The organism is Calothrix sp. UHCC 0171, from assembly GCF_034931845.1.
Taxonomy (GTDB): Bacteria; Cyanobacteriota; Cyanobacteriia; order Cyanobacteriales; family Nostocaceae; genus Brunnivagina.
Genome location: NZ_JAYGHN010000004.1, coordinates 164524 through 183241, shown reverse-complemented (window position 1 = coordinate 183241; position 18718 = coordinate 164524). Strand labels below are relative to the sequence as shown.

Genomic DNA, 18718 nt, shown 5'->3' with positions numbered 1-18718 from the left:
TAGTTAAAGGCTGATAGCTTTAACTAACAAACAAACTAACTAGCAGTTGCCTTTGACGATGGATGTCGCCACAACATATGTAACTTAGTTGCTGGCATAGTTAAATAAAGCACATCACCAGGGCATAAATAGGTATTAAGTAAATCCCACCCATGTAAGGTTTTATTATTTGTTTCTACATACAACGGCACGAAATCAGCCAACATCGCCGCTTCTTCGATTTTCAAACAACAAAAGGGATGGGCGATCGTAATTAATGTTGCTAAAGCGACCCAGAGACTATCCGCCGTAATCCCATTACCGAGAACACGTCCCCCCAAGGCGGCGGCGGCAAATGCAGGTGCAGCTAGTTCTGCGGGACTGAGGACAGCATCAAAATCAAAGACTTGCTGTGCTATTCGGGCAAAATCCGGGTCTGCATAACGAACAATAATTGGTACTTTTGGGGTGATAGCTTTGGCATTCAAAGCGATTTCGAGATTTGTCGCATCATTGCCACAGACAGCGATGAGGGCTGCCGCCGTTGCTAAATGTGCGGCTTGCAGAGTTGCCGGAAAGCTTGCGTCGCCATTGATGACGGGAATTCCCAAGCTGCGAGCAGTATTCACAAAGCGGTTATTGGGGTCAGGTTCAAGGACAACTACATCATGTCCACTTGTATGCAGATGCTGAACAATTTTTATACCAGTCCCACTTAAACCACAAACCACGTAATGATTTTTAGCAGGAATACGAGCTGCATCTAGAAATTGCCGAAAGCGACTACCGAGAATGAAATCGTTGAGAAGTGCATAGAGTAAACCAATGATTGCTGCCCCTATTAGCATCATGACTACGGTGAATAACTTGACACTGGTTGGAGCATTCTCCACAACCTGATCATTTCCACCTGCCCCCGTAATCATCCCGACAGCAAAATATAAAGCATCAATAATAGAGACAGTATTATTTGTAGAAGTATAGATGAGAGTGGCGATCGCAATAATTAAAAATAGGGCAATTGTCATTCCCACGACAGACTGTGCATGTTCTTGGAACTGACGTAGATTTGTGATTACCTTAAAGAGTTTGATAATTAACGAGCGACGGCTGGAACGCACACGAGGTTTACTACCAACGATAATGCGATCGCCTTCTCGTAGCCTGGTTCTAGAAGTAACCGCCGAGATTAAATCCATATCGCCCTCTACTGGCAGATAATAAATTAACATCCGCGATCGGTTATCCCACAAATCATCAATTTGCCGACCATGCCAAGGGTGCTTATTGTCGATATATTCTTCATGAATGGGCCATGTTTGGTCAAATAACTTAATCTGTCCAATTGCTTTATTCCCAAGTGCTGCAAAGGCAAACACAGGTGCAGCCAAACCAGCCACACTCATACTCATATGCTCAGGCAAAGTTTGATCGAGGCGATCGCCTAAGTTAGTATTAAAAAATCGGTTAATAATGCGAATGCGCGGGTTAAGTACACGAGCCTGCATAGTCACCGACAAGTTTACCGCATCATCAGAAGTGGCAATTACCAAAGTGTGTGCCCACTCAATCCCAGCAGCTTTTAAGGTGCTAGCTGCATGTAAATTACCGATAATTACGTCTCCTGCGGTTTCACCTGGGATAGAACGATTATGAATACCTACCACCAATGCACCTTGTTGACGCAGCAAGCGAAATATCTTATATCCAGTACGCCCTAAGCCACAAACAATTATACGAGGTTTCATATTGGCAGCATTACCAGCAGAGAAGCTGCATTGTTAAATAATTACTATTCTTGCTCGTATATCTTAATTGGAACTGTAGCTAAACCAACGAACAGCAAAAAAGGGTAATTTGCAATTCGTCCTTCGCAATTCACCATATCATCTGATACTGCGGGTAGATACGGACTGGTTTCTGTTGCGCTTCAGCCCATTTCCTAATTAGCCACTCAGTATTCAAGACTACAGAGTCGGAACAAATCTGGAAACTGCACGTCTTGGCTGTCACTTAGCATGATATTTAGTAGATAAAAGTGATTTGGATGAAATCATAGATGATTATGTGATGATTAAGCTAATTAAACTCAACTTCTACAAATATTTATTAGGGTAAATTTTTCTATTTTGGTTATGAGAATAACTGAAATATTTGTAGGTATTTACTAATGCTTATATTAGTCCTAAATTATTTATTTGCTCAGTTGGAGAAGCGATTTAGGGGCTTTCTGTGCTGGAATTGAGAATAATTTTAGCAACATTGAAAATATATCAATTATCTCAGACAAGATTTTTTGGTAAATCAAATATAATTGCTATATCTATCAGAATATTCCCCAAGATAGGCAGAAAAAAACTCGAAAAATATTAGAAACAAACTCTGTAACTTTACGTCAGTAAAAATAACTGGAGATGCAAAAGGAATTGGTTATGAAACGCCTTAACAGTTGGAAATCTGGAACAGCAGCAATGATGGCGATCGCAATTACAACAGGTACAGTTGCGCCAGTATTTATACTTTCGCCAGCAAATGCTCAATATCGAATTGGGCAACCAAGAAATGATGGCTACAATAGCCGCGATATTACCATTAGCAGAGGTGCAAGAATACCTACCAAATATGACAAAGACAAAATTTACCTAGTACCTGGGGAAACAATGAAAGCGACACTAGTCGTTTCTCAAAACCTAGTTGATCGTAATGGTGGAAATGTCTTGATTCCTCGTGATAGTAAAATTAAGGGTGAATTTGTACCTGTAAGAAGACGTGATTCTTGGAACTCGAACAATTCCAGTGACTCTAATGATATCCAAGGGGCACAATTTATTGCTAGAGAAATCGAATTACCCAATGGTGAAACCAAGAGAATCGATGCATCTTCCGATGTTGTTACCCGGACAGAAAAAGTGAAAAAAGGACCACAAACGGGTGAAATTCTCCGTGATGCTGGTTATGGTGCAGCAGCAGGTGCAGTCATTGGACTTTTAACTGGGGACAAAAAAATTGGAGTGGGTGAATTATTAATTGGTGGTGCGGCTGGTAGTATCTACCGTGTAATTAAAGGTGGTAAAGAAGCAGATTTAATTGCTGTTGATACCCAACGTGATTTAACCCTGCGTTTAGATTCGCCATTAACTGTATCTATGGGTCGTAATAATGGCTACTACTACAATTCCAATAATTACAATTACTAGGTTTAACAATATCGGTTAAGCCAATCGACTTGAGATTTTGAAACTGTAACTTTTAAATATCCCCCAAGGCGATGCTCTGAATTGGAGTGTCGCTTTAATTTTAGGTAAACATGAATATCAAATCTAGATAATTCAGCCACCATTAATTGTCTTCGTGTCAACCTACACAATAAGTGGTTAAACTCCATCCCTAGGTATATCCCGTATTTTGCAGCAGGAGTACGTAAGGATTATATTACCGTTAATTAATCTCTGCGTACATCTATGGTTGTTTTCATTCTCCACTCTGGCTTATTCTTCTGTAAGCTTCTCTGAGTAAAAAATATCCAATTTTAAATTTTACTGGCAACAATTTTATTTATACTGCGTCATTGGATACATCAGGCTCAGAAAACGACTCTTATCTCATCGCTGTAGCTAAACCAAACTAATTAGTTTACTTTCATTAGATATTGGTGATTAGTAAAAGCGAACAAAAGAAATTCGAGCATATACCAAATCCGAATTAATCACTTATCTCTTTAGATAAATGCAACTATTAATCTTGTTGCATATCTATGTCGCGATCAGTGATGGAAATTTTAATATGTTTATAGCAAGATGGATTTGGAAAAGACTGGCAAATGGAGGCTATTAACAAATATCAATGAGCTAGTTTTAATAGCAAAAAACAATAGCAAAAAACATTTGCATACATCTTAAAAACTGGAACAAGAGATTCCTAAAAAAGTCAAAACAACTAACAGAAAACAAAGAACTGAAGGGGAGAATTCAAACAATGGCTGTTACAAAACGTTGGCAATCTGGCTTGGCTGCATTCATGGCTATGGGAATCACCGCAGGTACTGTTGCACCTATGGTTGCACCTGCGCCATCGTTTGCTCAAACAGCAACTTCGTTTTCTGATGTGCAATCCAACTATTGGGCTGCACAATTCATTCAATCACTTGCACAACGCGGTGTCATCGCTGGATTTCCTGATGGCTCGTTTCGTCCTGATGAACAAGTTACCCGCGCTCAATTTGCGGCAATGGTTAATAAAGCCTTCCAAAAAAACCAAATCCGCCAAGGAACTCGTTTTGTAGATGTCAATAGCAGTTATTGGGCTGCGAGCGCGATTCAACAAGCTTATACTACAGGTTTCCTATCTGGATATCCCGGAAACCGTTTTGAACCTAACCAAGCGATTCCTCGTGAACAAGTATTGGTTTCCTTGGCAAATGGGTTGGAATATAGCGCTCAAAACAATGTAGAAAGCACACTGCAATATTTTAACGATTCTAACAATATCTCCGGTTATGCGCGATCGCCTATTGCCGCAGCAACCGAAAATCGCATTGTAGTCAACTATCCCAATCTCAAATTCCTCAACCCTAATAGAACTGCAACCCGCGCCCAAGTTGCTGCATTTATCTATCAAGCATTAGTTAGTAGCAATCAAGCTGCTGCAATCAACTCACCATTCATCGTTGCCCTCAATGCTGACGAGCAAACCCCGGTAGCAATCGTCATTCCTCAAGGAACTGCTATCCCTGTAAAATATGACAAAGCCGAAAAAATTGTTGTCACCAAAGATGAAACCGCACCTTTGACATTGACAGTCTCGCAAAATGTCGTCACCGAAAGGGGTCAAGTAATTATTCCCGCAGGTAGTCAAGTTGTCGGACAATTGAAGCCAGTCAAAGGTGAAAAAGGCTCGCAGTTTGTTGCAGACAAGCTGATATTAACTAACGGACAAGAATACGCAATTAATGCTCAATCTGAGCCGATTACCAAAATCGAAACCATCCAAAAAGGTAGCCGTTTAAGTTCTGCGTTAAAAAGTGCTGTATATGGAGCAGGTGCAGCCGCAGCAGTATCAGTAGTTACAGGTGATAGAGCGATCGCCACTGAGGAAGTTCTCGGTGGTGCTGCTATCGGTGGTTTGATTGGTGCTTTCTTCGGCAAGAAGAGTGTAGATTTGATTGTAATTGACCCCGACACCGATTTACAAATGACTATCGGGCAAAATTTACAAATTTCCTTGAAATAGTTAGTAGTTGATGTCGCTGGTTTAATTAAATATAAAACTTGAAGAGAGTGTAGTGCGGTGTCCTACACTCTCTTGATTCGTTTTGATTGTCACCATACAACTAGTTATCAATAATAATTAATCACAAATGGGCAACCAAATAATAAAGGTAGTTCCTGGAGTGGCTGGGTTTTTAATAATTGAGTTTAAGGCGGGGCTAAAGACTTGAATTTCACCCTGCATTTCTTCTATTAACTGCTTGGCGATTGCTAAACCTAAACCTGTTCCGGGAATTTCTGTTTGTGCTTGGACTCCCCGGTAATGTCTCTCGCCAATATGCTCTAAATCTTGCTGAGGAATACCGCAACCAGTATCACTAATTGAGATTCCTTGCATTCTGAGTTGTTTTTGATTTTGTTCTCGGTTCTTTTCTTGTCCCGCTTGTACTAATATTGCCCCTTGGGCGGGAGTATATTTCAAGGCATTGTCAATAATATTATTGAAAACTTCACGTAATGCTTTTGTATTTGCTTTAATTTTCGGTAAATTAGCAGGAATTTCGGTGACTAATTCCAAGTTTCTTTCTTGAGCGATCGCACTTGCGGAGTCTAACAAAGGTTTCAATATATCCGCAATGTTACATTCGCTAACTGTCTCATTGGAACCTGGTAATAGTAATGCGGGTTTTGGCTGTTTTTGCTGTGAGATATCAACGACCAATTGATTCTGTATTTGATTATTTACTGGTAGTAACCCCGCCAAATCTCGATCTGTTAAGTCAATTACTTCCTCGAATTTTTGCAATAATTCTTGCAAGCGATCGCTCTCTCTGACGATTGACTCAGCCGCATCCCGGTTCCTGTCTCCTGGTTGCAACCTTTTCATTAATAGCTTCCCAAAGGTTCGTAGTGCTGTGAGTGGATTACGAAACTGATGTAACAAGTTATCAAGCAAATCCTGCTGCTTTTCCTGTAAAATCTGCGAGGAATGTAACTGCTGGCGTAACCATACCTGTTTTCGATCCAAAATACAGGCGAGTGTGATAGTTTGTACAACTCGTTTAATTTCGCTCAATTCGCGATCGTTCCAATTCCGATGATTGCGAGTCGTTACCAATACACCCATCATCATATCTTCATGAATCAGGGGTAAAACTACCCTATTCTCCCTGGGAAATGCTTCACGAACGCCATTTAATAACAATTCATTTTGCAAATCTGGTATTTCTTGATTGGGTAAGCCTGCTGAAAAACTGGTATTACTGTCAACAAATTCTCTTGATGCTTCCAGATAATTCTCTCCCCCTGTCAGCAATCTTTGACTTCTTGGAAAAGATAAGGGGTTTTTATTTTCTTCACTATTTTCTTCCAACCAATCTGGATATCCAGTCTCCATTGTCACCCAGTCAATCGAATGCATTTGCCCCAACACAGAGTTTTCTGGATAAACAACTACAGGAACTAACTTTGCCTCTTTTGTCGGCGACTGAACTAATTCCTGCGTTAAGTATAAAACACTCAAAGATGCTCCCAGCCCTTGGGCTAACAGCGCCATTTGCTCTCTAGCTAGAGCAACAAACTCCGAACTGGCAGACATTGACATTTTTAGCTTCTGCTCAATAAATTACCGATTATAAGTAAAACACCCAAGGATAAACTTTTTCTTTTTAACAAATATTAACAAAATCTTTTAAATTATTCTTTGTTCCCCATTAATATATATTGTATCGCTTTTGATTTATCTACCTTTAAAGTTATCGCTTTAGTTGTATCAATACTTTAAAAGCAGTTGATTTTTTAGACCAGAACTTTTATAATGACGACGGATTTTGTAGCTATAACTACAAACTGTCGCTTGAAAGAGGAGGAATTTAGCTTGGCAAGGAGACGCAAGCGGAAGAGCCGTCGTCGCCAGGAAGGACGGCGAATTCTAGAGCACGTGCCTCAGTTTAGTATAGAGAGTGGCGAAGATAAACCTGTAACGGCAGCAAGAAAATTTATTCAATCCGAAGGTATAGCGCCACCCGCATTGCTACTCGTGAAGCGGAATGAGCATACAACAGACCGATATTTTTGGGCTGAAAAAGGTCTGTTCGGTGCTCAATATGTTGAGGAAAATCACTTTTTGTTTCCCAGTTTGAGAACTTTGGAGCCTTCGCCAGGACAGGAGGTACTTGCTTTAGCGGCTCGGTAAACTAATCGATATCGGTAAACTGGATCAACCTTCTGAGAGTTTTTTCGCTCCTTGAGAATAATTAACTGGCAAAAAGGTGACTTTTATTCAAAAATTCATTTTTTCTTAATGATGTAGCTTGATTGCCAGCAATGCTCCGTAAGGGGCATTCTAAGACTAAGTTTAGGACTAAGGTAAATCGAGGAAAAATAGTCAACTTAACTTGAATAAATTGAAATTGAAAAAGTTGAATTGACTTAATCAATTAGCCGCAGTTGTGACTGACTCGGACAATGGGATTGCTTGAGCAAGAAAGTTATACGAGTCTATTGCAATCTGAGAAAGAGTTTTATTAAGTATAGTCATACACTCTTTCAAATAAACAGCTTTTCTCCACGACAATTGTCGTGGAGATTAGTGGTAATTAGCAAAGTTGCTTCCTCAACCTTTCGCATTAATTCACGATTCAGTAACGAAAGCTCCTTGCCTAACTCAATAACAATTTTGGATAGCAGCAGTCATTAAGCAATTTTTAATTGTAGTGCTTGCTGTAACTCATTGAGTTCGTCGCGATGGGCAACTACAGTTATACAACTTGAGAAATCTGGATTGCTGGCGGAGGATTCCACCTTCAAAACAACTTTCTCAAGTCTTCCAGCTTTTTTCCAATAGAATAATCCACTTAAAGGAGACAGAAGCAGCAACCCTAAAGAAGCAAAACCAAAGTTTGGTAAAAGTTGCGACAAAACCAAGGCAAGACATAGACAGCCGACAAATGCTAGCAGCGTTAAAAACGCTGCCAAAAATAAGCTAGGTCGGACAAACCCTTCAAATGTGACTTGGTTTTGTTCGGGGTCTACCTCTGCCACTCGGTAGTACCGTGATTGGAAGTATTCTTTTATCAGAGGTAAAAGAATAGTTTCCTCCTGAGTTGAAACAAGCTGTGCTTTTTCAGTGCGGTCTTTAGTCGAGGCTCGTATAAAAAAAACTTGCCCAACAATTAACAGCAAAGTTAGCAACAACGTAGATGGCAGAACAGCATTATCCATAACAAGCGGTTACTCACCGGAGGCAATTGGTTCATTACTAATTATTAGTGAATTTGACCTCCCCTTGATGTACTCTTGCCATAAATCAGCTAATTCTCTCGATTGCCTGTGCCATTCGGGGGAGACTTGGTACATGCGTCGAGGACGACCTCGCCCTTCGAGCTTCTTCCAATACCCAGTAATTGCCTTTTCGTCTTCGAGGAATTTAATCGCACTATAAAGCACGGTATCCGAAAGTCGATAGGTTGGGTATTCTTGCTCCAGTTTTTGGATCAACTCGGTACCGTAAGATTCTCCCTCTCGCAAAACCGACAAAATGTAACAAACTGCTAGTTCTTGGCACAGGTAAGTTGGCGGAGGATTCTCAAAGAACTGATATATATCCTCAAGTTTCATGGTTTGTGAATGGCTAAAAGAATGCCTGGGGGTTTAGCGAGCTTAAAATCTCTGTAGCCAGTATATAGTGCTACCCCCTAGATTGGTAAGTATATAACGCTACTTAGGCTGTAATGCCACAGCGCAAATAATATACATTCTCTCACGCTGACTAACCGTGAGATGGGAGCGTAAACCGTTAAGACACAGTATATTGTGCCTTTTTCTCGACCTTGCATGTGGTGTGGTGAGGAGCGGATTGATAACAGCGAATGTTGTTATCAGTGTGTCAAGTGATGCCAGGTGAGTTTGGTTTGCTTAAGCATAAAATGCCACCCAAGTTATTTTAAAGGTAAAATGCGATATTTTTTGTAAAACTTAATAAACACTTTCTAGGGTAGTAATTACCGAAAGTAATGGGAAGGGGAAATGGAGGACGTGGGGATAGAGGAATAAAATGATTTTTACCTCTCTGTATCTTTGGTAATGCCCTATTCCTGATTGGATTTGTGTGCAAAGGATTGAGGGGTAGGTAGAGAAGTGCGATAGTTAAGTTAAATAAATGCGACAAGCTGAAATACAACGAGCGTTGAAGCTGATTAGAATTGAAGGTTGAGTTATGTCAGAAACATCCGAATCGCAACTGCGAGCGATCGCCAAACTTTTTCGTCTCACTGGTTGGATTACCTTTTGGTCACAGTTAGTTTTAGGCTTGGTGTCGGGAGGGATTTTATTGTTTGCAAGTTTCAGCGCGTCTTCTAGGACTGCTGGGATAGGAAATAATCCTGGGGCTGGACTGGGTATATTTTTTGCAATTAGCGGATTGGTTGCCTTAGGAATAGGTCTTTTTATTTCTTTCCGTTACGTTCGTATTGGTAGACAACTGGATTCTGCAAATCCGAGTAATCGTCCTCGCAAATTAGAAACAGTCCAAGTTGTGCGTTTAGGGTTGCTTGTACATTTGGTGGGGATATTATTAACACTAATAGGGGCACAGGCGATTGTGGGGATTTTGTTAACTAAATCGCTGACAGTCTCGCAAATTATTCCCGGTACGATCACCCAAGTTGACCCCAGTCGCATCATTCAGCCACTCGATATTTTTGTCGTTCAAGCGAATACCAATACGGTTTCGGCACATTTTGCCGGACTTGTGGGTTCTATTTGGTTGCTAAATCGCATTACTAAGTAGAAATTAGGGAATAACGAGGATAGGGTAAGCTTCTGTAGGTATTCCCAATCACAAATTATGGATTAAGACAAATTTATTGATGCTGGCGAAAGCAAGTATCAGTTAATATACTTATTCATCTGATGAGACCTGATGAGCGATCGCATGATTCATCAAAAAATTAATCTCAAGATTAATCCCAAGATTAATAGAAGATTAAGCTTAATCATGGCTTTATGGGCTTGATAATTATAAATTTGCCTAAATAAATTTGCCTAAAAATACTGCTAGGGTAAAATTTTGGCACTTTGCGTCCACTACCAACGACAATAGGCGAAAATCAATCATCTGGGCATTGCTTGTATGCTGTATGCTGGTGTGTTGACAGAATATATTAACTAGAAATAAGAGCAGAATTTTTGTGTTAGATATCAAGCAAATACGGGAAAATCCAGAGTTAGTACAACAACGCTTGACGAGTCGCGGTGACAAGTACGATCTTCAACCGATATTGGCATTAAATCAAAAACAACGCGAACTGGAAGCAACGCGAAATCAACTTCAAGCCCGTGGGAATGAAATTGCTAGCCAGATTCCCCAAAAAATCAAAGCTGGTGCCGATCCAAAAAGTGTGGAAATTGAAGCTTTGCGCGATGAAGGGAAAGCGATGAAGGCGAAAATTAGTGAACTAGAACCGCAGGAGAAGGAATTAAAAGAGCAAATTCAAGAACTTGTCCTAGCGCTGCCAAATTTACCCAGTGAATCTACACCCTTGGGTAGAGGTGAAGAAGAAAATGTAGAAATTCGTAAATGGGGTGATGAGTATATTCCCCAAAATGCAGGCATTATTCCTCACTGGGAAATTGCTGAGAAAATGGGTATTCTCAACGTCGAACGTGCAGTCAAAGTCGCCCAGAGTCGCTTTATTACTCTGATTGGTGCAGGTGCAGCGTTGGAGCGAGCATTGATACAATTTATGCTCAATACTCAAATTGCGGCTGGTTATGTGGAAGTAATTCCACCAATTTTGGTAAATACCGACTCGCTCACAGCCACGGGACAATTACCCAAGTTTGCTGAGGAAAGCTTTAAATGTGCGGCGGATGATTTGTGGTTGATTCCGACTGCGGAAGTCCCTGTGACGAACCTATATCGGGGTGAAATCCTGTCGGCAGAGGATTTACCGATTTATCATTGTGCCTATACTCCTTGTTTTCGTCGCGAAGCTGGCAGCTACGGACGGGATATGCGAGGTTTAATTCGCTTGCATCAATTTAATAAGGTGGAATTGGTAAAATTCGTTCACCCCAATTCTTCGTTTGAGGAGCTGGAGAAATTAGTCGGTAATGCCGAAGCGATTCTACAAGCGTTGAAATTGCCCTATCGAGTTATCGAGTTGTGTACGGGTGATTTGGGCTTTGGTTCGACAAAAACCTATGATTTAGAAGTTTGGCTGCCATCTTCTGGTAAATATCGGGAAATTTCTAGTTGTTCTAATTGTGGTGATTTCCAAGCACGTCGTGCAGATATTCGCTTTAAGGAATCAGGGAAGAAGGGGACACAGTTTGTTCATACTTTGAATGGTTCAGGTTTGGCTATTGGTAGAACAATGGCGGCTGTGTTGGAGAATTATCAACAAGCTGACGGTACTATTCGCATTCCGGAAGTGTTGCAACCGTTTATGGGACGGGAGGTATTGTAGGGGAGATGGGGAGATGGGGAGATGGGGAGACTGATGTTGATATCACTCCACCTGTTGCGGATTACCCAATACCGAAATAATACATTTTGGGGAGGATTGAGTCAGATACACGCTTTAGAATGGATAAGTGTAGCTGAATGTTAATTAAAATTAATCTATGTCATTTTTAGCGGCGATCGCAGTTTTAGCTGTTTTAATCCTAGTTCACGAACTGGGTCATTTTATTGCAGCAAGGTCACAAGGTATTCATGTTAATCGCTTTTCCCTCGGTTTTGGTCCGGTACTGTGGAAATATCAGGGTTCGGAAACTGAGTATGCTGTGCGAGCCTTTCCATTGGGGGGGTTTGTAGGTTTTCCTGATGATGATCCCGACAGCGATATTCCTGCCGATGACCCGAATTTACTGCGTAATCGTCCCATTTTAGATCGGGCGATCGTCATTAGTGCTGGTGTCATTGCCAATTTAATTTTTGCTTACCTATTACTAGTTTTACAACTTGGTATTATTGGTATTCCGGAAGGACTTCAGTATCAGCCAGGTACAGTTGTTCAACCCGCTAGCGAAAAATCGATTGCTTATGCCGCAGGAATTAGAGACAACGATATTGTTCTTGCCGTCAATAACAAACAAATTCCCGCATCTCCAGATTCGCTGTCGATATTGAGGGAAGAAATTCAAAATAATCCTAACCAAGAAATTGCATTACAAATTCAACGACAAGAACAGAGACTGAATCTCAAATTAACCCCTGAACCTGGTAAAGATGGCAAAGGTGCGATCGGGATTAGATTATCACCCAATGGCAAACCCGTTTACCGTCGTTCTCAAAATATTTCTGAGATTTTTGGTGTCGCTGCCAATAAATTCCAGCAAATCGTTGTTGGGACTGTTGGTGGTTTTGGGCAGCTAATTACTAATTTTGGCGAAACTGCTGGACAAGTCGCGGGTCCTGTGAAAATCGTCAAAATTGGTGCTAGCATTGCTCAAAACGACACGGGTAATCTATTCTTTTTTGGGGCATTGATTAGCATTAACCTGGCAATTATTAATATTTTGCCCCTACCTGCTTTGGATGGCGGGCAATTGGCATTTTTGTTAATCGAAGGTTTGCGCGGTAAACCCTTACCTAACCGCATCCAAGAGGGTGTAATGCAAACAGGTTTAATGTTACTTTTGGGATTAGGTATTTTTCTAATCGTCAAAGAAGCATTGTTTCAATAACCTGTGGGAATCTGTTAGTTGAGTCAGGCATCGAAGTGAGTATTACCCCGACAAGTTCATTAAAAAGACCATCTAAAAGGTCATCTAAAAAACAACGGGCGCTGGAAATTCTTGTGCGTCTGCAACGTCTTTATCCCGATGCTACTTGCTCGTTAAACTATTCCACAACGGTTCAACTGCTAGTAGCAACAATTCTTTCTGCTCAGTGTACAGATGAGCGAGTTAATAAAGTGACATCAGTATTATTTGCTCGCTTTCCTGATGCCGCCAGTCTGGCAAATGCAGATTTGGGGGAAATCGAAGAATTGGTACGGACAACGGGTTTTTATCGCAACAAGGCTAAAAATATCCAAGGTGCTTGTCGGATGATTATGAAGGACTTTGGCGGGCAAGTACCAAATCGGATGGATGATTTATTGAAGCTGCCAGGGGTTGCCAGGAAAACAGCAAATGTTGTCCTAGCACATGCCTTTGGCATTAATGCTGGGGTAACAGTTGATACTCATGTGAAGCGGTTGACTAATCGTTTAGGCTTGACAGAACATGATGATCCGATTCGGATCGAACGTGATTTAATGAAATTATTGCCACAGCCAGATTGGGAAAATTGGTCAATTCGTCTGATTTATCATGGTCGGGCGGTTTGTAAAGCCAGAAATCCCGCTTGCGATCGCTGCGAGTTAGCTGATTTGTGTCCATCTAATGGTAAGGGATAGGATTACCCAATTTTCATAACCATTAACCACTAATTATTAACCCTTGATATAGAATAGGGAATGCTGTCTAAAATTTAGTTTACGGACTGTAATGGCAAAGAAGAGTATGATTGAGCGCGAGAAGAAACGCGCCAAAATGGTAGAAAAGTACGCTGATAAACGCGAAGCTTTACTGGAAGAGTTTAGAATTGCTGATAATCCGTTGAAAAAGTTTGAAATTCATCGGAAAATCCAGCAATTACCTCGCAACAGCGCCCCAGTTCGCAAACACAATCGCTGTTGGGTAACTGGTCGTCCGAGAGGTTATTATCGCGACTTTGGTCTTTCTCGCAACGTTTTGCGCGAGTGGGCACACGAAGGTTTACTACCTGGGGTTGTGAAGTCTAGCTGGTAGTTATTGGTTATTGGTTATTAGGTATTAGGTATTAGTCATTGGTTAGTTGGTTATAGTTCTATCTAGCAGAAGACAAACGACAAAAGACCGATGCCCAATGACCAATGACAAAGTTAGGGTTGCTGAATAAGTGATGATGGTGGCTGATGTGGATGATGATTATGTACACAAATTCCCAAATCATCCCGTAATTAGGCATCCCCCAAACTTTATTGTCCGCAACACCTATTGTCTATACCGAGACTTTCGAGGAGAATATCGCTAACAGCATTAGCGATCGCAAATTCTCCATAAAAGCTTTTGGAAAAGTCGAATGCTTGCATTTCCGTCACAATCGCTAATACCAGCGAACCTAGGTCATTTTCCCCCTCCATTCGCTGACGTACAAATATTTGAGCTGCACGTTCGGCGATTTTTTGATTGACGGCTTCCGGTATAAATTGCTCGTCAAGCCATTTATGTAAATTTTTTTGCAGCCAAGTTCCTTCCTGTTCGGGGTTTTCTGGAGGGAGTAGTGTAATAGCTGGGATTGGTTCTGTCATAGTTTTGTTGATTAATGATTAGGATATAGGGCATCGGGCACTAGATGAGTAATACTTTATAATTGGCGCTTAGTTGTAAATACGTAGTCAGTAATAATTTCTTGGTAGAAGTCATACAAGTATTATCCAATTATCCACTGCATACTACCCATTGCCCATCGCCAATTTTTGATTATGGAATATGATGTTGCTACTCTAATTCAAGGCTATGCCCAAGGCTATTTTCTCATGGCTGATGAACACGATCGCCTGGGTTGGTACGGAAGTCGCGATCGAACTTTGATACCTCTAGATGAGCGTTTTCGCTATCCGAAATCGTTACGAAGGGTTTTGAACCAAGGACGCTTTGATGTGGCTATTAACCGCGATTTTCAAGCTGTGGTAGAGGGTTGTGCGAATCGTGAGACAACTTGGATTTCGGACGAGTTAAAGGATATTTATGGGAAATTATACAAGGCAGGTTGGGCTTATAGTTTTGAAACCTGGCAAGGTGACGAACTCGCTGGTGGTATTTTAGGGATTGCGATCGCTGGTATATTTATTGGTGAGTCGATGTTTTTTCGGATTCCTGATGGCTCTAAAGTCGCAATGGTGAAGTTAGTAGAACACTTGCAGGAACGTGGTTTTGTGTTATTCGATGCCCAAATGATGAATCCGCACTTAGAAAGATTTGGCGCATATCGAGTAAAAAATAAAGAGTATCAAGATTTACTGGAAAAGGCTTTAAAAGCCGAGTGTGCAATGGATTAGAGATTTTCGGGAAGGGGAAAGACAAATTCCTCATCTCAATTATCAACACCCTTTAAATATGATTAAAGTTCCCAAAACCTGATAATCTACAACCTATAGTTAAAACCAAAAGGTTTCTACTTTTTTGAAATTAAGCATGTGACATTTAAACATGGCTCAAGATTATCGCCGCGCCAAACTCAGGGGTAAATCCTTTAAGGGACAAAATTTAGCGGGTGCTGACTTCTCCTACTCGGATATTCGAGGTGCGGATTTCACTGATGCAAATCTTAAGGATGCAAACTTCAGTCATGCGAAAGCGGGATTGCAACGTCGTTGGGCTATTGTTTTAGTCATATTTGCCTTGTTGCTGTCGGCTTTATCTGGATTGCTTTCAGCAATCGGCGGTTCGCTGGTAGGAATTTTACTGTTAGATAGCAACCGCGAAAATCTTTATGTTGGTATTGTTAGTGTTGCTGTTTTAGCAATCTTCTTTTTAATTACTATTTATCGAGGTGTCAGTGCTGCTTTTGGCTTTATGGCTTTGTCAGTTACTTGTGCCGGTGTGGCTGCTGTGGGCTGGGCGGGAATTGTGGCAGTTACGTGGGCTGGAGGTACTGCAAATGCAGGAGCGATGGAGTTAGCGCAGGTTGTGGCAGTTATTGTGACTGGTGCTGTGGCGGTATTGGCAACTATTCTAGGTACTGTGGTAATTGCCGGAACAGTGGTACTTGCTGGAGCAATAGCTGGTTTATTGGCGGTAACGGTGACAATTTCTACTGGAGCTTTAGTATCTGGTGTTGTTGCGGTAATGGCTGCTAGGGTAAATTCAATTGCCGGAGGTATTGCAGTCGCAATTGCAATTTCTGTAATTCTGCTCTCGGCTTATGTTGGCTGTCGTGCTTTTTTTGAAGACGAAAAACAAACGGTGATTCGCGATTTAGCTCTATCTCTGGTTACTCGCTATGGAACTAAGTTTCAAGGCAGCGATTTAAGTGATGCTGATTTTACCCGTGCCAAGTTAAAAAATACGAATTTGCTCAGGGCTAATTTAACCCGCACTAATTGGTTTGAAGTTTCTAAGTTAAATGTGGCGATGATTGGCACATCTTACCTGAGTAATAGCCAAATTAGAAAATTACTACTCACTAAAGAGTCACCAAACAAAAATTTAGATGGTTGGGATTTACAGGGTTTAAATTTGCGTGGTGCTAATTTTGCTGATGCCAGCTTGATTGGCACAAAATTAAATCATGCGAACTTGCAAAATGCTAACCTGGCTAGGGTTAATTTTATGCGATCGCAAGTCGATGGTACAGACTTTCGCAGCGCAACTCTCACTGGTGCCTTCATCGAAAATTGGGGAATTACACCCGAAACCAATCTTGATGGTGTCAATTGCGATTATATTTTTATGCGTGTTCCCACGAAAGACAACCCTAATCCTCGACGCTTACCTGGAAATTGGGAAGAAACATTTCAAGAAGGAGAATTTACCCAGTTTTTCAGCCCATTATCTCAAGTATCACCAGGCTAAAACCTTGATTCAAACTGTGAAACGAGCTTAGAAAAAATACTGGAATTAACAGCATCTTTCCTCCTAAGCTCGTCTAAACTATTTAATTCCTAAATCTTTCAGCTATAAAACTATGAAGCTATTTAGTTGTAATTAATCCCAATCCGTAATATTCAATGCACCTTCACCACCAACACCAATTGCAGTATGTTCAATACTAGCAGCCTCAATATTTAAATCGTTCATTGATGCTTGATAGACATTAGAATTGTGAATCGTGGCGTTGCTAAAATTGACTCCGTCCAAGTCTGCTTGTTTTAAATTAACATTTGTAACAAATGCAGAACTAAGGTTTGCATTTTCCAAGTTAGCACCCGTCAAATCTGCGCCTTCAAGGTTAGCGTTGCTAAGGTTGGCACCTTTAAGATTGGCTCCGCGCAAGTCTACACCGATTAAGTGGGCACCATTTAAATCCACACCAGCTAAATTACAGTTCATGCATTCACGAGTTTGCAAAAGTTGTTGCAACTGTGGATTTTGAACTGAATTTTGAGCGTTAACTACGCTAGCAAAAAATAGGGGAGTTGCTAGGGTTAGAGCCGCGAATAGTTTCATCATCATAAAAGCCCCTTTGGTCAGCAGATTGATTCGATATTTTCCTCACAATCTTATTATTACACCTATTTGTTATTTGGTCATTAGTTCAGTCGATAAAGTGTCTATTATTTATTTACTAGGAAAATTATAATGTTTGTTGTTTATTTCCCAAATCACTATGGAATAAGCATTACAGACTTATTTACGCCTAAAAAATAATCGATATTTACTAGAATTTAAGAGATTTCTAAACGTTTGTAACAATCAAAATTAATAATGTCCAGAATTGTTGTATATTCTTTACAATATGGCTTTAAGTACTTTTACTATTATGAAGAATAATTTTATAAAGAAAAATAATATAGAAGTAAGGACACACAATCAAAGCTTGTGACTTCCAATCAGAATGTAATGTTGATGTTGCAGATTTGCTCTGGAAATTTCTCCCCTCAAAGTCAGAAAAATGGTGAGAGAAGCAGCTTTATTGAAGCATCCAAAAGTAAACACAATAGATGATGAAAACTTTTGTCTTTCTTTATATTTCTGCCTATGATTAAGGGAAATCAACGAGTTATACAAAATACCCAAGCGATATATTGGCTCCTGACACTGAGAGAAGCAATTTATTTCGATACTTGCTGCACCTAATTTGAAGCAGTAAATATAAAAGATATACAACTGTTTAATTTTAAGAGGGAAACAAACTTATTTAGGTGATTTGCCAAAAAGAAATTACCCGTTTTGTTGTTAGTGTAGCGGGCAAGATGCCCGCACTACAAAAATGTTCGGTACATTATTTCCTGGAAATCTCCTTAAGGGATAGTCTCTTCCAAGGAGTATAAACTTCACCTACCCAAAAGCCATCATATTCTCTGTATTTAAGCTCTCTACCGAATCTATGCTTTGAGCGAGGACTCCTGTATTTAAATCGAATATTATATTCATCTGGTTGAAGATTCCGAAAGCTATAGATTGCACCATAATCTGCGTAAGCTCTTAAGTGAACACCATAATTTATATAATGAGTTAACTCTGCACGAATATATAAGTCAACACTTTGTCCTGGCGCAATAAACTCAATATCAGACTCTTTTACGGGTACGGTCATATTTCTTCCAGCATCTACTGCTAGTATATTTCTATTATGATCGGATAATTCAGGTACAAAGAGCGGTAAATGAAATCGATAAGACTTATCGGATTTATTTGTAATACGAAATCCAAGTTTAATTCCAATTTCTTCGCCATTTTCGGGAAGTTGATACTCCGGCTCTGATAATAAAGTTTCAAAACAAATTTCATCAACTTCAAGGGCATTATTTTTATCACAAGATGTCATATTGTAT

General features: G+C 40.4%; 17 protein-coding genes. 10 read left to right on the top strand and 7 right to left on the bottom strand.

Features of this window, described 5'->3' with window-relative positions:
- Positions 1-35: 35 nt before the first annotated feature.
- Positions 36-1727: a potassium channel family protein gene (locus VB733_RS05335; protein WP_323339059.1), complete on the bottom strand. Its 1692-nt coding sequence runs from the start codon at positions 1725-1727 to the stop codon at positions 36-38.
- A 684-nt stretch (positions 1728-2411) separates the two neighbouring features.
- Between VB733_RS05335 and VB733_RS05330 the strand changes: the two genes are divergently transcribed.
- Entirely contained in the window at positions 2412-3176 is a 765-nt protein-coding gene (locus tag VB733_RS05330) for a conjugal transfer protein TrbI (protein ID WP_323339058.1), read from the top strand.
- A 778-nt stretch (positions 3177-3954) separates the two neighbouring features.
- Positions 3955-5208, top strand: a complete 1254-nt coding sequence (locus VB733_RS05325) for an S-layer homology domain-containing protein (RefSeq protein ID WP_323339057.1) — start codon at positions 3955-3957, stop codon at positions 5206-5208.
- Between the two features lie 117 nt (positions 5209-5325).
- Here VB733_RS05325 and VB733_RS05320 read toward each other — a convergent pair whose 3' ends face one another.
- Positions 5326-6789, bottom strand: coding sequence for a HAMP domain-containing sensor histidine kinase (locus VB733_RS05320; protein ID WP_323339056.1), 1464 nt, complete (start codon positions 6787-6789; stop codon positions 5326-5328).
- Between the two features lie 273 nt (positions 6790-7062).
- Here VB733_RS05320 and VB733_RS05315 point away from each other — a divergent pair, with 273 nt between their 5' ends.
- Positions 7063-7380, top strand: a complete 318-nt coding sequence (locus tag VB733_RS05315) for a DUF3155 domain-containing protein (protein WP_096613338.1) — start codon at positions 7063-7065, stop codon at positions 7378-7380.
- A 500-nt stretch (positions 7381-7880) separates the two neighbouring features.
- Here VB733_RS05315 and VB733_RS05310 read toward each other — a convergent pair whose 3' ends face one another.
- Entirely contained in the window at positions 7881-8408 is a 528-nt protein-coding gene (locus VB733_RS05310) for a cofactor assembly of complex C subunit B (protein WP_323339055.1), read from the bottom strand.
- 9 nt (positions 8409-8417) lie between these two features.
- Positions 8418-8804 carry a PadR family transcriptional regulator gene (locus VB733_RS05305; protein WP_096610752.1) on the bottom strand — a complete coding sequence of 129 codons (387 nt, stop codon included), beginning with the start codon at positions 8802-8804 and terminating at the stop codon, positions 8418-8420.
- Positions 8805-9402: 598 nt separating this feature from the next.
- On the opposite strand from VB733_RS05305, the gene VB733_RS05300 reads away from it, so the two are divergent.
- From VB733_RS05300 to rpsN, 5 genes are all read left to right on the top strand, one after another.
- On the top strand, positions 9403-9975 hold the full coding sequence (locus VB733_RS05300; protein WP_323339054.1) for a DUF3611 family protein: 573 nt from the start codon (positions 9403-9405) through the stop codon (positions 9973-9975).
- Positions 9976-10375: 400 nt separating this feature from the next.
- A complete protein-coding gene (gene serS / locus VB733_RS05295) occupies positions 10376-11656 on the top strand; it encodes a serine--tRNA ligase (protein WP_323339053.1) in 1281 nt (426 codons plus the stop codon).
- Positions 11657-11813: 157 nt separating this feature from the next.
- Positions 11814-12878 (top strand): RIP metalloprotease RseP, encoded by a 1065-nt coding sequence (rseP, locus tag VB733_RS05290; protein ID WP_323339052.1) that lies wholly within the window; start codon positions 11814-11816, stop codon positions 12876-12878.
- 41 nt (positions 12879-12919) lie between these two features.
- Entirely contained in the window at positions 12920-13594 is a 675-nt protein-coding gene (nth, locus tag VB733_RS05285) for an endonuclease III (RefSeq protein ID WP_323339103.1), read from the top strand.
- A 91-nt stretch (positions 13595-13685) separates the two neighbouring features.
- Positions 13686-13988 (top strand): 30S ribosomal protein S14, encoded by a 303-nt coding sequence (gene rpsN / locus VB733_RS05280; RefSeq protein WP_323339051.1) that lies wholly within the window; start codon positions 13686-13688, stop codon positions 13986-13988.
- Positions 13989-14197: 209 nt separating this feature from the next.
- Here the strand turns inward: rpsN and VB733_RS05275 are convergent, their stop codons facing one another.
- Complete coding sequence (locus tag VB733_RS05275; protein ID WP_323339050.1) at positions 14198-14530, bottom strand: hypothetical protein; 333 nt, start codon at positions 14528-14530, stop codon at positions 14198-14200.
- Positions 14531-14704: 174 nt separating this feature from the next.
- Here VB733_RS05275 and aat point away from each other — a divergent pair, with 174 nt between their 5' ends.
- Both aat and VB733_RS05265 read left to right on the top strand, forming a co-directional pair.
- Positions 14705-15280: a leucyl/phenylalanyl-tRNA--protein transferase gene (gene aat / locus VB733_RS05270; RefSeq protein WP_323339049.1), complete on the top strand. Its 576-nt coding sequence runs from the start codon at positions 14705-14707 to the stop codon at positions 15278-15280.
- A gap of 151 nt (positions 15281-15431) precedes the next feature.
- Positions 15432-16796, top strand: coding sequence for a pentapeptide repeat-containing protein (locus tag VB733_RS05265; protein ID WP_323339048.1), 1365 nt, complete (start codon positions 15432-15434; stop codon positions 16794-16796).
- 132 nt (positions 16797-16928) lie between these two features.
- Here VB733_RS05265 and VB733_RS05260 read toward each other — a convergent pair whose 3' ends face one another.
- Positions 16929-17396, bottom strand: a complete 468-nt coding sequence (locus VB733_RS05260) for a pentapeptide repeat-containing protein (protein ID WP_323339047.1) — start codon at positions 17394-17396, stop codon at positions 16929-16931.
- Positions 17397-18165: 769 nt separating this feature from the next.
- Entirely contained in the window at positions 18166-18711 is a 546-nt protein-coding gene (locus VB733_RS05255; RefSeq protein WP_323339046.1) for a hypothetical protein, read from the bottom strand.
- Between the last annotated feature and the right edge of the window lie 7 nt (positions 18712-18718).

Coding starts and splice junctions, on each gene's coding strand:
- VB733_RS05335 (WP_323339059.1), bottom strand. CDS start 1,727: ATGAAACCTCGTATAATTGTTTGTGGCTTAGGGCGTACTGGATATAAG.
- VB733_RS05330 (WP_323339058.1), top strand. CDS start 2,412: ATGAAACGCCTTAACAGTTGGAAATCTGGAACAGCAGCAATGATGGCG.
- VB733_RS05325 (WP_323339057.1), top strand. CDS start 3,955: ATGGCTGTTACAAAACGTTGGCAATCTGGCTTGGCTGCATTCATGGCT.
- VB733_RS05320 (WP_323339056.1), bottom strand. CDS start 6,789: ATGTCAATGTCTGCCAGTTCGGAGTTTGTTGCTCTAGCTAGAGAGCAA.
- VB733_RS05310 (WP_323339055.1), bottom strand. CDS start 8,408: ATGGATAATGCTGTTCTGCCATCTACGTTGTTGCTAACTTTGCTGTTA.
- VB733_RS05305 (WP_096610752.1), bottom strand. CDS start 8,804: ATGAAACTTGAGGATATATATCAGTTCTTTGAGAATCCTCCGCCAACT.
- VB733_RS05300 (WP_323339054.1), top strand. CDS start 9,403: ATGTCAGAAACATCCGAATCGCAACTGCGAGCGATCGCCAAACTTTTT.
- rseP (WP_323339052.1), top strand. CDS start 11,814: ATGTCATTTTTAGCGGCGATCGCAGTTTTAGCTGTTTTAATCCTAGTT.
- rpsN (WP_323339051.1), top strand. CDS start 13,686: ATGGCAAAGAAGAGTATGATTGAGCGCGAGAAGAAACGCGCCAAAATG.
- VB733_RS05275 (WP_323339050.1), bottom strand. CDS start 14,530: ATGACAGAACCAATCCCAGCTATTACACTACTCCCTCCAGAAAACCCC.
- aat (WP_323339049.1), top strand. CDS start 14,705: ATGGAATATGATGTTGCTACTCTAATTCAAGGCTATGCCCAAGGCTAT.
- VB733_RS05265 (WP_323339048.1), top strand. CDS start 15,432: ATGGCTCAAGATTATCGCCGCGCCAAACTCAGGGGTAAATCCTTTAAG.
- VB733_RS05260 (WP_323339047.1), bottom strand. CDS start 17,396: ATGATGATGAAACTATTCGCGGCTCTAACCCTAGCAACTCCCCTATTT.
- VB733_RS05255 (WP_323339046.1), bottom strand. CDS start 18,711: ATGACATCTTGTGATAAAAATAATGCCCTTGAAGTTGATGAAATTTGT.